This window comes from Comamonas piscis, from assembly GCF_014109725.1.
Taxonomy (GTDB): domain Bacteria; phylum Pseudomonadota; class Gammaproteobacteria; order Burkholderiales; family Burkholderiaceae_C; genus Comamonas; species Comamonas piscis.
Map to the genome: position 1 here is coordinate 3,642,369 of NZ_CP058554.1, position 14,849 is coordinate 3,657,217.

The window sequence follows — 14,849 nt, forward strand, 5'->3', positions numbered from 1 at the left end:
GGGCCAAAACAAAGGGCTGGAACCCTGCGGTCCAGCCCTTTCCTGTCTTATACCCAATGAAATCGCCTTCAGCGCGGCGCCAGGCTCAGCTCCGCATGCGGCGCCCAGTCCTTGACCTCGCCAAATCCCTCCGTCTTGGCATTGCCCAGAAAGAGCCGTTCGAGCTTGATACCCTTGCTGGCCAGGTAGTCGCGCACGGTCACGCCCCGGGCCAAGGCCAACTCGCGCATGGCGTTGTCCGGCACGCTGATGCTGGTGAGCAGCAGGGTTTCCATCTCGGCGGTGGGGATGTCGGTGGCCATGCCGACCATGTTGCGCGGCTTCTGTATATCTGCGCGCTTGTACACGTCCTTGAGCAGCGCGGGGTACTCGGCAGCGCTGACCTGCTGCACATCCTCAGGCTTGCCGCCGGCACGCACCGTGGCCCGGCGCTTTTGGGCCAGCACCAAGTCGTTGATACGGGCCTTGCGCCAGCCGTCCTTCTCGCGCTCCAGATCGGCCTGGCCAGCCACGGTCAGTTGCAGTGCTGGCCGGTCCTCCAGCGCTTTGGCCACTTTGTCCAGGCTCTCCTTGCTGGCAGCGTCCAGCATCGCACTGCCGGGGCCAAAAGGCACATGGCTGGCCTCACTGCCGCCACCAAAGGCACCGGATAGCAGCGCAAATGGCGAGGTGACGGCCTTCATGATCAGGTTGCCGATGACCTTGAAGATGATCGGCGCCAGGCGGAACTGCGGATCATTGAGCGAGCCGCTGATGGGCAGGTCCAGATCGATCACGCCATTGCGGTCAGCCAACAGGGCAACCGCCAGCTTGACCGGCAGGCTGGCCGGCGCGCCCTCCACCGCATCGCCAAAGGTCAGCTGGTTCAGCACCAGCTTGTTGCTGGCCGTCAGCATGCCCTCTGGCGTTACGTCGTACTGCACATCCACGCTCATCTTGCCGCGCTCGATGCCATGGCCGGCGTATTTGATGCTGTAGGGCGTCAGCGGCGACAGCTCCAGATCACGCACCTTGCCATGGATATTGAGCGCCAGCGGCTTGACCAGCGGGTTGAGCTGGCCGGTGATCTCCAGCGACGCCGTGCCCTCGGCCTTGCCGCGCAGCTCCAACTCGGCCAGCTGCAACTGGCCCGCCGTGGGCTCTGACGAGAACGCCCCCATGCGCCCGGCCAGCTCGGACAGGTCAGCCGAATAATTGGGCCGCACAAATTGATCGCTGAACTTGACATTGCCGCCCGCCAAGGTGATCGGGCCCATGTCGATGATCGGACCGGTGGCTGGCTCGGGGCTGGCGGGCGAGGCCGGCGGGCTGACTGCCGCAGCCCCCGATGCTTCCACCACCACGCCTTCCGCAGGTGCCGCCGGATCGGAAGCGGCCGCATCCCGGCTGCCACCCAGGTCCTGCAGATTGAGCTTGCCGTTTTCCTGCACCAAAAGGCGGGCATAGAAATCGCTCAAGGCCGTCTCACCGACCTGCACCTTCATGCGCTGGCCGGGCACCATGTCCACAACCAGGGCGCGCAGGCTCAGCAGTTTCCAGTTCAGCAGGTCATCGCCCGCACCCATCAACCCCAAACCCAAGGGCCCCGAACGCCCGCTGGCCGCTGCCGCAGCCGCTTTGCGACCTGTGTCACTGGCACCACTGGCGTCGTCATCGCTGCGGCTGGGCGCAGCGGCGGCCACCAAGGGACGTACGCGGACATCATCCAGCCCAGCATCGCCTTTGACACGCAGCACCGGTCCCTTGTCCGATTGCGCGTAGTCCACGGTGCCCCGGAAATTGGCATCCGCCCGCACCAGGCGCACCGGCAGCATGGCTTCCGCATAAGGCACAAAGGCATGGACCGGCAACTGGCTCAAATTCACGCGGCCGGCCGCCGCCAAAGGCGCCAGACCCAGACTGCCGTCGTAGGCAACACGGCCCGGCTCGGCCCTGCCGCTGCCGATCCGGCCGGAGAGCTTGAGTGGCGAGGGCTTGGCCTTGCGCGCCAGCGGCGCATAGTCGCGCAGCTCGACATCCCAACCGGTCAAGCGAAAGGCGACCTTGCGGGCCGTCGATTCATCCTGGAAGGCCAGCTGCGCACCCTTGATGGCGATCAAGTCCAGCTGCACATCCCAGGGTTTGCTGGCCGCCGGCTTGCTTTCGTCATCGGCTTTACGGGCCTGCGATGCCACCAGCCAGTCCTCAAACATCATGCGGCCATCCTTGGCCCGCGAGACACCCAGCACGGGCTCCACCAGTTGCACCGAACCCAGCTTGACCTGCTGGGCTTCGGTATCCAGCACGGCATCCTTGACCAGCAACTGGCGCAGTTCCAGCAGGTTGTTCTTGCCCTTGAGGCCGATGGCCGGGCCATGGGGCGGTGCGCAATTGGCCTTGCTATTGCACTGCAGGGCCACATCGGACACGCGCATCTGCGCCAGCGCCACTTTGAGCGCCGTGCCCTGGCGGCTCAAGTGCATCTCGCTGTCGATCGTGCCCAGCAGGCCGGGCTCGATCACCCCGGTCAAATAGGAAGCGCCAAGCTGCAGCGGCAGGCCCGTGGTGCTCACATCCACCTCGGCCATCTGGTCGGTCGCCTTGCCCGAGAACACCAGACGGCCGGTAGACGGCACACCCTGGGCACCCGAGAGGCCCGACGAACCCTCAAAACTGAAGGGGTCCTTGAAGGGCCAGGCAATGTGCTGTGCTTCCATGCTGAAGTCATCGAGCTGCACGCGCGCCGGCAGTGGCACGCTCTCATCCACCCACACCCCCTTGAGGCGGCTGAGCTTGAGCGCATCTACCTGCACGGACCATGCGGGTTTGCTGCTGCTGGCGGTGCTCGCCGCTTCTGCGGGCGCTTCGGATGGGGCCGGTTGCGACTCCGCCTTGTCGCTCTGTGTCCCTTCCTCAGCACGGCCTGGCAGCGCCTGGCCCTGAGCATCCAACAGGCTCAGTCGGCCATTCTTGCCCCGCTTGAGCGACAGCTGCGCACCATCCAACGCCAGCTGGGCAATATGCACCTGCCCCAGCAATGGCTGCACATCGGCCAGTTGCACATCCAGCCGCTCCCAACCCAGCAACTCGCCGTTGGCCGCGTCACGCAGCTGTACATCGGTGGCATGCAGATCACCACTCAGGCGTACCTGCGTCTTTTCCTGCTGTTCAAAGGCCAGCGCCAGATCGGCATTGAGCACACCTGCAGCCAGTTTGATGGGCAAGGACGTAGGGATATAGGCCAGATAGGGCTTGAGGTCGAGGTCCTTGATCGCAAATTTGGCCTCCGCCTTGCGGTCATCGGCAAAGGGCGTGGCCTCGGCATGGCTTGCGAACTGGCTGCCATTCAGCACAAAGGCCAGTTGAGGCAGCACCTTGATCTCACGCTTGGATTCCAGATTGCTCAGAAATGGAATGCCCAGTTGCAGATCATTGAGCGCATGGGTCTGGCCCACGGTGTCGTCGCGGAATGCCAGCTGCCCCCCTTTGAGCTCAATGTTGTAGAGCGCAAAATGTGCAGTCTTGCCGTCATCGGGCGTTGGCTGGGGGCTGCGCAGCTTTTGCAGCACATCGTCAAAATCAAACTGCCCGGGGGCCGTCTGGGCCAGATGCAGCACCGGCTTGTCGACCTGGATGGCATCGAGCACCGGTGCCAGGCGGAAAACGGATTGCATGTCTGCATCTATATAGATGCGCTCCACTGCCAGCATGGCGGGGCTGTCTGGCTGGGTGCCTGCGATCTGCAGGTCACGCACGGTCAGCTCCAGCGACCAGGGCCTGAACTCCACCGCCCCGATATGCACGGCACGGCCCAGTTTCTCGGTGCCCAGCTTTTCACCTTGGGTGCGCAAAAGCCAGGGCAGCAGCAGCCAGGACAAGGCCCACAGCAGCAGCAGCGCCAGCAGGCACCACCCCAGCCGGCGCAACCAGCGCAGCACGACGGACTTTTTCTTGTTTGTTTCTTGCGTTTCGCGCATCGCGACCATCCTCACTCTGAGTCCATACGGCCCACAACACGGCCCGATTGGCTGACCCAAGCGCCATTGTGCACACATAAGCCCCTGGTGCGGTGCCTGCTTAGCACACTAAAGCGGCATCGGAGGCGGGTTCACAATCGTTAAAGGCTGGCCGGCGGCACCTGCACACCTGCTCGGGGGAACTGCGGCCATTGCACTGGGCGCAGCCTCAAGAAAGCGTGTGCCTCTATATATATAGAGCAAGGACTCCGTTTCTATGGCGGCCATCAGACAAACGACCGGCCAACCTGGCATCCACCGGCGGGTTCGCCGATGCGTCGATGCATCGGACCAACCATTCGGACAAGAGTCGGTACAGCGCAAAGGCGTCGCATGCTCCATGCTTTTCGCCATTCAGCATCCCCACTGCCCTTTGGAACTGCAAAAACCCAACGTTCAGGCCTGCTTTTTTGCGATCTTTATAATTTTTCCTGGGTACAACTACAAGAAACCCGCAGATTTCATAGGTTATTGGCAGTTTTAACCTGGTTTTTATACAGTTTTTTCATCTATTTTGTTCTGGCTTGTCGGGCTGGCAGATGACCGCATGATGACGAATGTGCCCTTGCCCAAATCAAGCCAGTATTTTGCGCTCTCGGCAAGGGCTCCAGGACAGCCTTCGTGCACTCCCCCGTCGAGGCATCGGTGGCGATTACCGCGCAGATGGCGTCGCATACCGCAAAAAAAATGAGCAGCAAATGAACGCAGCAATTGATAAAGATTGACTTTTTATCAATGCCTTGATGTCAATCAAGACTTCAAAAGCATTAAACACAAGCTATCCATCCACTGAAAAGCCGTTTACAAAGCGCAGAACTGGGCGGTGCTTTTTGTGCCCACCACCCGGCCCCTCTTGACCAGCACTTTTTCCGCCGGGACGGGTCCCTGGATGGCATTGCTATACACGTTTTTTTATTACTTTTTATTCTTATTTTGATATTTGTTAGTGTTGACTGAGTATTAAGCATGCTTCTAGAATTCAGCCCATCGCATTGATTGCTGATTTTTTAGTCAACACCCCTCACGGTGTTTTGATCGTAGCCCCTGACACGCAAGAGCGTGCTTGAAACGACAAAGGGCCGTCTGCAACGCAGACAGCCTGCCGGAGACCGCACAGGACAGTGCGGCTTCACCCTGCCAGACCCCAGCCCGGTGCTATCCGCCGGGCTATTGGAGGTGGTGGGACTTAGAAAGGAAAAATCCCTATGACGGCTCCCGCGCAAGTGGATGCCGGTGTGCGCTCTTTGGGCGCCACCATCAGTCGTGGTCTGATGACCGTGGCACACAACAGTTTTGCTTTGATCGGTTTGATCGTGGCGTTTTGCGCCCTCACCCTGGTGTCGCGTCCCGACCTGCGCCATGCCGGCGAGGCGCAATTGCGCAGCTGGTTGCAGGCGCGTACCCATGCCGCCCCGGCACATGAGCTGGCTGGCACCGAGGCCGACGCACTGGCGGGCGACGACGCCACCATGATCGCTGCGGTGGATCGCGCCACCGCAAGCAACCCGCAACAGTTGCCCCGCAACCAGGCGGCTGTGGCTTACTGGCTGGCCAAAAAGTACCGCGTGGCACCCGAGCCTCTGGCGGTACTGGTGTCCGAAGCCTACCTGGTGGGCAAGGAAACCAAGTTGGACCCGACCCTGATCCTCGCCATCATGGCGGTGGAATCGAGCTTCAACCCCTTCGCGCAGAGCTCGGTTGGCGCACAAGGCCTGATGCAGGTGATGACCAAGATCCACACCGACAAGTACGAGAACTTCGGCGGCCACTTTGCAGCCTTTGATCCTGTCACCAACCTGCGCGTGGGCGTCAAGGTGCTTCAGGAGTGCATCCAGCGCGCTGGATCGCTCGAAGGTGGCCTTAAATACTATGTGGGCGCTGCCAACCTGCCTACCGACGGTGGCTATGCCGCCAAGGTGATGGCCGAGCACTTCCGCATCAAGCAAGTGGCCGATGGCCGTGGCAATGCGCCCAAGGCACCTGCCGCCAAGCCTTCGCTGTCGGCCCAGGCGGATACCCCGGCCAATGCGGAAACCGTGGTTGACAAGGCCAAGGCCCCTAGCAACAGTGCCACTCCAGGCACCAAGGCAGAGACCGTGGCCCTGGCTGACAAGCAAACCGCCGTGCCTGCGGCTGCCAAGGCCGAGGCGACCACCGTCGCCATGGGTTCCTGATTCCCCAACCTGTCCATCTCAGGCTTTCAGCACGAGCACCCTGCGGGGTGCTTTTGTTTTTGCAGGCTTTTACCAGCAGCCGCGATAGACCCATAGCGCCAGGCCTGCGCTGCCTCGGCTACACTAGCCGGGTACGCGACTGGCGATAGACATCTGTGTGACCGGATTGTTGACGTGGAATGCAGGCCCAGCCTGCAGCAACCACCGGGGAGCGTACCGTGCAGTGCTTCGGCGAGCTATTCGCCACAGGCACCTGCCACGTGTTAGCCGTGCGCCTGGGCAGCCCCTGTTTTCGCCAACCTCTTTGTTGGCAGGCAGGGCTCACTCCTGACTCCAACGACCGCCATGTACCAACGCAACATCCTTGTCGAACAGACCGACGCCGAACTCTTTGCGGCCATCCAGGCCGAAAACCAACGCCAAGAGCAGCACATCGAGCTGATCGCCAGCGAAAACTACGCCTCCCCCGCCGTGATGTGGGCCCAAGGCACCCAGCTGACCAACAAGTACGCCGAAGGCTACCCAGGCAAGCGCTACTACGGCGGCTGCGAATTTGTCGATATCGCTGAGAAGCTCGCGATCGACCGCGTCAAGCAACTGTTCGGCGCCGATGCCGCCAACGTGCAACCCCATTGCGGCGCCTCCGCTAATGAAGCTGTCTTCCTGGCCTTCTTGAAGCCCGGCGACACCATCATGGGCATGAGCCTGGCCGAAGGTGGTCACCTGACCCACGGCATGCCGCTGAACATCTCCGGCAAGTGGTTCAATGTCGTCTCCTACGGCCTGAACGACAAGGAAGAGCTGGACTACGACGCCATGGAAAAGAAGGCGCACGAGACCAAGCCCAAGCTGATCATCGCTGGCGCATCCGCTTACTCGCTGGAAATCGACTTCGCCCGCTTTGCCAAGGTGGCCAAGGACGTGGGCGCGATCTTCATGGTAGACATGGCCCACTACGCCGGCCTGATCGCCGCTGGTGAGTACCCCAACCCCGTGCCCCACGCCGACATCGTGACCACCACCACCCACAAGAGCCTGCGCGGCCCCCGTGGTGGCGTGATCCTGATGAAGGCCGAGCACGAAAAGGCCATCAACTCGGCCGTGTTCCCCGGCCTGCAAGGCGGCCCGCTGATGCACGTGATCGCAGCCAAGGCCGTGGCCTTCAAGGAAGCGCTGGCGCCTGAGTTCAAGACCTACGCCCAGCAAGTCAAGACCAACGCCCGCATCGTCGCTGAAACCTTGACCGAGCGCGGCCTGCGCATCATTTCCGGCGGCACCCAAAGCCACTTGATGCTGGTCGATCTGCGCGCCAAGGGCATCACCGGCAAGGAAGCCGAAGCCGTGCTGGGCGCTGCCCACATGACGATCAACAAGAACTCCATCCCCAACGACCCGGAAAAGCCGATGGTCACCAGCGGTATCCGTATCGGTACGCCTGCGATGACCACCCGTGGTTTCAAGGACGAAGAAGCGCGCCTGACCGCCAACCTGATCGCCGACGTGCTGGACAACCCGCGTGACGAGGCCAATATCGCTGCCGTGCGCGCCAAGGTCAACGCCCTGACCGCCCGCTTCCCCGTCTACCGCTAATCTGACTCGCGCCCGCGCCTATGAAATGCCCCTTCTGCAGCCACCCCGACACCCAGGTGGTGGAGACCCGTGTTGCAGAAGACGGCGGCTTTGTACGGCGCAGGCGCCAGTGCGGTAACTGCGAAAAGCGCTTCACCACCTATGAGCGGCCCGAAGTCAGCTTGCCGGTGATCGTTAAAAAGGATGGCCGGCGCATCGACTACGACCGCAGCAAGCTGCGCGGCTCCTTCAGCCTGGCGTTGCGCAAGCGCCCTGTATCCATCGACAAGGTGGACATGGCGCTGGAGCATGTCGAAGACAAGCTGCGCACCTTGGGCGCCCGCGAGGTGCAGACCCATCTGATCGGCGAGCTGGTCATGGCCGAGCTGCAAAAGCTCGACAAGGTGGCCTACATCCGCTACGCCAGCGTCTACCGCAGCTTTGAGGACATTGACCAATTCAAGTCCATCGTCGACGAGGTGACCACCCCGCCACCGGAGCCCAAAAAAGACGGCGTCCGTAAAAAAGACTGAGCCCACGAAAAATGCAAAAAGCGAACCCCAGGGTTCGCATTTTTATTGGGGGGCCAGCCACGGAGCCAGCCAACCTGCACCTTGTCAGTCTTGCGGTGCCTCAGCAGCAATCGGGCCCACTGACAGCACCACATCGCTGTTCTGGGCGCGGTGGCGCAGTGCATGGTCCATCAGCACCATCGCCAGCAAGGCCTCGGCAATCGGTGCGGCGCGGATGCCCACGCAGGGGTCGTGCCGGCCCTTGGTGATGACCTCGGTGCTGTTGCCCTCGGTATCGATGGACTCGCGCGGGCTGATGATCGAGCTGGTCGGCTTGATGGCAATGCGGATCTCGATGTCCTGCCCGGTGCTGATGCCGCCCAGAATGCCGCCGGCATTGTTGCTGCGAAAGCCTTGGGGGCTGAGCGAATCGCCATGCGTGGTACCACGCTGGCCCACGCTGTCAAAGCCGGCACCAATCTCCACCGCCTTGACGGCATTGAGGCCCATCATCGCGTAGGCGATATCGGCGTCGAGCTTGTCGTACAGCGGCTCGCCCAGGCCGACGGGCACGCCGCTGGCCTGCACACGGATCAGCGCGCCACAAGAATCGCCTGCCTTGCGCAGCGCATCCATATAGTCTTCATAGCGGGTCACATCGGCCACCGGCGCAAAAAACGGGTTGTGGGGCACATGCGCCCAGTCCTCAAACGGCAGGGCCACTTCGCCCACCTGCAGCATGCAGGCGCGGAACTCGGTGCCGAACTTCTCTTTCAGCCACTTCTTGGCTACCGCACCAGCGGCCACGGTGGGCGCCGTCAGGCGGGCCGAGGAGCGACCGCCTCCACGCGGGTCCCGGATGCCGTATTTGTGCCAGTAGGCATAGTCGGCATGCCCTGGGCGAAAGCTCTGCGCAATATTGGAGTAGTCCTTGCTGCGCTGGTCCGTATTGCGGATCAGCAGCGCAATCGGCGTTCCCGTCGTCTTGCCCTCGTAGACGCCGGAGAGAATCTCCACGCTGTCGGGCTCATTGCGCTGGGTGACAAACTTGCTGGTGCCGGGGCGGCGGCGGTCCAGATCCTGCTGGATATCTGCCTCGCTCAACGCCATGCCGGGCGGGCAGCCGTCAATCACGCAGCCAATCGCCGGGCCGTGGGATTCGCCAAAGTTGGTAACAGTAAACAGGGTGCCGAAGGTATTGCCGCTCATAGCCCGCCATTATCACTGATGCCAGCGCCCCACACAGCCCCGCAGGGCTCACCAGCGGGGCTGGTCGCTACCGGGCGGCTGCCCGGCATGGGGCCAGCCACTGGGCAGACCCTGCAGCACCGCTCTGTGGCGCACGGCAAGCAGGCGGCCAAAGCCGGTGTCCATTGCTTCCAGATAGGCCTCCGGCGGCACGACGGTTTGTGCTGAAGCAGCGGCTACCGGCCGCTGCCCCATCGCCTGCAGCCACTGCGCCACCCGCGCCAGCGACACCTGCACATGCCAGCTGCCGCCCACCGTCGCCTGCCGGTACAGAGCAGCCTGGATGCCAAAGGCCAGCAAAAAGCCCGCGCTGTAGTCCAGAATCTGCAGCGGCAGCGCCCGCAGTCCCTCGCTGCCAAATGCCTGGCCCTCGGCCACGTTGATGCCGCAGACCGTCTGCACCAGCGAATCAAAGCCACGCCGGTCGGCCCAGGGGCCGCTGCGCCCATAGGCGGACAGTCTGGCATATACGATACCGGGCCGCTGCCGGGCGACAGACTGCGGGTCAAGCCCCAGCGCATCCAATGCGCCAGGCCTGTAACCTTGCAGCAGCACATGGGCCTGGCCCAGCAAATCGGTCATGGTTGTCTGGCCTGCTGGGGTTTTCAGATCCAGCAAGGCCGAACGCTTGCCCCGGCTCATATCGGCAATGGCCTCGATATTGGGCAGGCCCGGCCCATTGAGCATCAGCACATCGGCGCCCTGCGCTGCCAGGCTGCGTGCTGCTACCGGGCCAGCCAAAATGCGGGTCAGGTCCAGCACGCGCAGGCCATCCAGGGGCCGGTGCTGGGCAGGCGCAGGCCAATCACGCGGGGCGGCGGGGTGGTCGCTGTCCAGCTGGGTGATGGACACCAAGGGCTGCGCTGCCACCGCTGCACTTTGGGGGTGCGCCTGCCAGGCCTCCGGGCTGCGCGCTGCCGCCACCACCAGGCCCAGCGCTGCAGCGCGCTCTTCCACCGCCTGCGCCGTCCAGCCTTTGAGCGCATCGGCCACCGCTTGGCGCGAGGTGTCCGCTCCCGTGGGCAGGCCCAGCAGCTGCAGTACGCCATCGCGGTGGTGCGCAAAATTGGCATGGATGCGCAGCCAGCCCGGCTGGCCCACATCGGCGCCGCAGGCATACAGCCCCGAGATGGGGGCCCATTGCGCAGGCTGGCGGCCATCCAGCGTGAAGTAGCCGCTGCACTCGGCCAGCACCTGGCCCACATCCAGAACCACCTGGGGCATGGCTTGCTGCTGGCGGTGCTGGGCAATCAAGGCGCTGGCCAGGCCGCTAGCGGCTAAAGCCGCAGGTGCCGCCACGTCCAGGCAAAAGCTGGAAGGGTAGGCACCGCCATCGCCGCTAAGTGCCAAGCTGCCCTCGCCCAGGGACGGCGCTGGCAGGCCTGCTTGCTGCCACAGCGTTTGTACGCTGGCCTGTATAGCGGCATACAGCGGCTGCTGCGCCAGGTGGTGACTGGTGGCGGCGGTGTTGTTGTTAGTGGTTGGCAAGGCGTTCTCCTGGTGGGCACATGGCTGCCATTGCATACCTGCCGCCATCTCGGGTCAATCTTGATTGGGCCAGTACACCTGCTATATAGCCCGCACTGCAGTAGCATGCCCCATGGTTTCTGAACGCCCCGCACCCACCCCGCCTTCCGAAGACGACAGCCCCTGGCTCAACAGCCAGCAGGCCGCTGCAATGCTGGGTGTGCAGCGCGCCAGCCTCTACGCCTATGTGAGCCGGGGCTTGTTGCGGGCGCACAGCCAACCAGGCTTGCGCGGCCATGTCTATGCCCGCCTGGATGTGCAGCGCCTGGCACGCCAGCGGCACACCGTGCGCAACCCCGCGCAGCTGGCCCGTTCCACCTTGGACTGGGGCACGCCGGTGCTGCGCTCCGCCATCACCCAGGTCAGCCAAGGCCGGCTGACGTACCGGGGCCGCGATGCGCTGCAATGGGCGCAGCTCGCCAGCCTGGAAGAGACGGCCGCGCTGCTGTTGGGCTTACCCGTAGGGGATGCATCATTCAGCGCCCACAAGCCACCTTCCATGCCACCCACCACGGCAGCGCCAGCACAGCGAGTGCCGACACCCCGACCGCCCGCCGAGGCACTGAGCGCCTGGCACAGTCGGCCCACCAGCGAGCCTGCGCTAACCCACCCCGGCGGGGCCCAGCCGCTGCTGCAGCACATGCTGTGGGTGCTGACGGGGCTGCCGCCGCCCCCGGAGGCTGCTCCGCCCCTGGCCGAACTGCTTATCCACCAGCAACTCGCAGCCCTCTGGCAGCAGGATGCAGCGGGCGAAAACAGCTTGCGCCAGGCTCTGGTGCTCTGTGCCGACCATGAGCTCAATGCCTCCAGCTTTGCCGCACGGGTGGTGGCGTCCACAGGCGCCAGCCTGCATGCCAGCCTGGGCGCAGGCCTGGCGGCACTCAGTGGCCCCCTGCACGGGGGAATGACGGCGGTGATCGACCAGCACTGGGACGACTGGCATGCGGCGCCGCAGGCCGACGGCAGCCTGCCGCCATCGCTCGCCCAGTTGCTGGCCGATACCCGCATCAACGGCAGCCCGCATTACTGCGCGGGCTTTGGCCACCCGCTCTACCCGGCCGGCGACCCGCGCAGCCAGCGCCTGCTGAGTCTGCTGCCTGCCGATGCGGGCCGCGGTGCCTTGCTGGCGGCAGTTCACCGCCAAACCGGTTTGCACCCCAGCCTGGACTATGCGCTGGTTGCCATCCAGCGCGGGCTGGGCCTGCCGTCGGGCGCCGCCTTTGTGCTGTTTGCGCTGGGCCGCACGGCAGGCTGGTTGGCCCATGCGCTGGAGCAGCGCGACAGCGGCCAGCTGATAAGGCCCCGGGCGCAGTATGTCGGCCTGCTGGCTGAAACGGATATCCAGACTGAGGCCACGGGCGCCACGGGCAACACCCCCGTCAGCATCCCCGGACGCATCATCCGTTTCTGAGCGAAGCCAAGCAACAGGCGCAAAAAAGCGGCCTCGCGGGCCGCTGGTTGGGCTGGTGACCGGCTTGCGCATACAGGCGCGCCGGTCAAACCATCAATCCGTCTCGCCTTCCACCGGCCAATCGCGGATATAGGCTTTGAGCATCTTGTTCTCGAAGTTCTGGCTGTCGACGACGGCCTTGGCCACGTCGTAGAAGCTGATCACACCCATCAGCATCTTCTTGTCCATCACCGGCATGTAGCGCGCATGGCGGTCCAGCATCATGCGGCGCACCTCGTCCATGTCGGTTTCCATCGTGCAGGTCAGCGGTGCGTCGTCCATCACGCTGCGCACGAGGATGTTGCCGGCAGTGCCGCCGTTGTTGACGATGGCGACGATCACTTCGCGGAAGGTCAGCATGCCCACCACATCACCGTGCTCCATCACCACCAGCGAGCCAATGTCCTTCTCGGCCATGGTCTGGATGGCGTCACCGACCGGGTCGTTCACGCTGGCGGTGTAAAGGGTATTGCCTTTGAGGCGGAGGATATCGCTGACTTTCATGGGTGTCTCCTTGTACCGTTCTCCGGTGCTGGCGGGGCCTGCCTGCGCGCACACGCATGGGCGACAGGCCAGCCAGCCTGGGTCTGCTAAATATAGCCGACAATTCCCGTCCAGAACGACAACATCGCGGAGATACGCCATGCCCGGTTATACCGACCCCGGCTTTGACACCCTGAGTCTGCACGCCGGCGCCCAGCCGGACCCAGCCACCGGCGCCCGTGCCGTCCCCATCCACCTGACCACCTCTTTCGTCTTTGAGTCGAGCGACCATGCGGCGAGTCTGTTCAACCTGGAGCGGCCTGGCCATGTCTACAGCCGCATCAGCAACCCCACCAATGCGGTGCTGGAGCAGCGTGTATCGGCCCTCGAAGGCGGCGTTGGCGCCATCGCGGTAGCCAGCGGCCAGGCAGCGCTGCATTTGTCGATTGCGACCTTGATGGGCGCGGGCAGCCATATCGTTGCCAGCACCGCGCTGTATGGCGGCAGCCAGAACCTGCTGCACTACACCCTGGCCCGCTTTGGCATCGAGACCACCTTTGTCAAACCTGGCGATATCGATGGCTGGCGTGCGGCAGTGAGGCCCAACACCAAGCTGTTTTTTGGCGAGACCGTCGGCAACCCCGGCCTGGATGTGCTGGACATCCCCACCGTCTCGGCCATCGCCCATGAGGCCGGTGTGCCCTTGCTGGTCGATTCCACCCTGACGTCGCCCTGGCTGATCAAGCCCTTCGCGCATGGCGCCGACATCGTCTACCACTCGGCCACCAAGTTCCTCTCTGGCCACGGCACTGTCATTGGCGGCATTGTGGTGGATGGCGGCAGCTTTGACTGGGAAAAATCCGGTCGTTTCCCCGAGCTGACCGAGCCCTATGACGGCTTCCACAACATGGTGTTCAGCGAGGAGTCCACCACCGGCGCCTTCTTGCTGCGTGCTCGGCGCGAAGGCCTGCGCGATTTTGGCGCCTGCATGAGCCCGCACAGCGCCTGGCTGATTCTGCAAGGCATCGAGACCCTGCCGCTGCGCATGGAGCGCCATATGCGCAACACCGAAAAAGTAGTGCAGTTCCTGGCCAGCCACCTGATGGTCAGCCGCGTGGGCCACCCGATGCTGGAGAGCCACCCCTCCCACGCGCTGGCGCAAAAACTGCTGCCGCGCGGCGCAGGCTCGGTGTTCAGTTTTGACATTGCCGGCAACCGCAACCAGGGCAAAAAGTTCATCGAGACGCTCAAGGTCTTCAGCCACCTGGCCAATGTCGGCGACTGCCGCTCGCTGGTCATCCACCCAGCCAGCACCACGCACTTTCGCATGCACGACGATGCCTTGGCGCAAGCGGGCATCAGCCAGGGCACGATCCGCCTGTCCATCGGCCTGGAAGACGCCGACGACCTGATCGACGACCTCAAGCGCGCGCTCAAAGCCGCAGAAAAGGCCGCATGATGGAAATCCGTGTTTTTGCACTGCAAGATTCCGACGAGGTTGTGCAGCTGTGGCATGACTGCGGCCTCTACCGGCCCTGGAACGATCCGCACAAGGATATTGCGCGCAAGCTCAGCGTCTCGCCCGCATTGTTCTGGGTGGGGGTCGATGCGCGCGGTGAGGTGATGGCCAGCATCATGGTTGGCTATGACGGCCACCGAGGCTGGATCAACTACCTGGCGGTACACCCCAGCCAGCAGCGCAAAGGTTATGCCGGGCAGCTGATGCAGCGGGCCGAGGCCGAGCTGACGGCACTGGGCTGCCCCAAGCTCAACCTGCAGGTGCGCGTCGGCAACGAGGCGGTGATCGCCTTCTACGAAAGCCAGGGCTACAGCAACGACCAGACGGTGAGCCTGGGCAAGCGCCTGATTGCAGACACCTAAACCAGCAGAG

General features: G+C 63.5%; 10 protein-coding genes and 1 riboswitch. Of the genes, 6 read left to right on the plus strand and 4 right to left on the minus strand.

What is annotated here, in order from left to right; translation table 11 throughout:
- Positions 1-68: 68 nt before the first annotated feature.
- Complete coding sequence (locus HS961_RS16505) at positions 69-3,956, minus strand: DUF748 domain-containing protein (protein WP_182323834.1); 3,888 nt, start codon at positions 3,954-3,956, stop codon at positions 69-71.
- Positions 3,957-5,200: 1,244 nt separating this feature from the next.
- On the opposite strand from HS961_RS16505, the gene HS961_RS16510 reads away from it, so the two are divergent.
- From HS961_RS16510 to nrdR, 3 genes are all read left to right on the plus strand, one after another.
- The gene (locus HS961_RS16510) at positions 5,201-6,169 is read left to right on the plus strand and encodes a lytic transglycosylase domain-containing protein (protein ID WP_182323836.1); all 969 of its coding nucleotides are present in this window, start codon (positions 5,201-5,203) and stop codon (positions 6,167-6,169) included.
- A gap of 125 nt (positions 6,170-6,294) precedes the next feature.
- A riboswitch (ZMP/ZTP riboswitch) is annotated at positions 6,295-6,457 on the plus strand.
- Positions 6,458-6,514: 57 nt separating this feature from the next.
- A complete protein-coding gene (glyA, locus tag HS961_RS16515) occupies positions 6,515-7,759 on the plus strand; it encodes a serine hydroxymethyltransferase (RefSeq protein WP_182323839.1) in 1,245 nt (414 codons plus the stop codon).
- A gap of 20 nt (positions 7,760-7,779) precedes the next feature.
- The gene (gene nrdR / locus HS961_RS16520; RefSeq protein WP_182323841.1) at positions 7,780-8,271 is read left to right on the plus strand and encodes a transcriptional regulator NrdR; all 492 of its coding nucleotides are present in this window, start codon (positions 7,780-7,782) and stop codon (positions 8,269-8,271) included.
- Between the two features lie 84 nt (positions 8,272-8,355).
- On the opposite strand, the gene aroC is transcribed toward nrdR, so the two are convergent.
- Together aroC and HS961_RS16530 are read right to left on the minus strand one after the other, a co-directional pair.
- On the minus strand, positions 8,356-9,459 hold the full coding sequence (gene aroC / locus HS961_RS16525) for a chorismate synthase (protein WP_182323843.1): 1,104 nt from the start codon (positions 9,457-9,459) through the stop codon (positions 8,356-8,358).
- A gap of 48 nt (positions 9,460-9,507) precedes the next feature.
- Positions 9,508-10,986, minus strand: coding sequence for a CoA transferase (locus HS961_RS16530; RefSeq protein ID WP_238347631.1), 1,479 nt, complete (start codon positions 10,984-10,986; stop codon positions 9,508-9,510).
- Positions 10,987-11,098: 112 nt separating this feature from the next.
- Between HS961_RS16530 and HS961_RS16535 the strand changes: the two genes are divergently transcribed.
- Entirely contained in the window at positions 11,099-12,436 is a 1,338-nt protein-coding gene (locus HS961_RS16535) for a citrate synthase family protein (protein WP_182323847.1), read from the plus strand.
- A 93-nt stretch (positions 12,437-12,529) separates the two neighbouring features.
- On the opposite strand, the gene HS961_RS16540 is transcribed toward HS961_RS16535, so the two are convergent.
- A complete protein-coding gene (locus HS961_RS16540) occupies positions 12,530-12,979 on the minus strand; it encodes a CBS domain-containing protein (protein WP_182323849.1) in 450 nt (149 codons plus the stop codon).
- A 139-nt stretch (positions 12,980-13,118) separates the two neighbouring features.
- Between HS961_RS16540 and HS961_RS16545 the strand changes: the two genes are divergently transcribed.
- A complete protein-coding gene (locus HS961_RS16545) occupies positions 13,119-14,417 on the plus strand; it encodes an O-acetylhomoserine aminocarboxypropyltransferase (RefSeq protein ID WP_182323851.1) in 1,299 nt (432 codons plus the stop codon).
- On the plus strand, positions 14,417-14,839 hold the full coding sequence (locus tag HS961_RS16550) for a GNAT family acetyltransferase (RefSeq protein ID WP_182323853.1): 423 nt from the start codon (positions 14,417-14,419) through the stop codon (positions 14,837-14,839). The genes HS961_RS16545 and HS961_RS16550 overlap by 1 nt, the downstream gene beginning before the upstream one ends.
- The last annotated feature ends 10 nt before the right edge of the window (positions 14,840-14,849 follow it).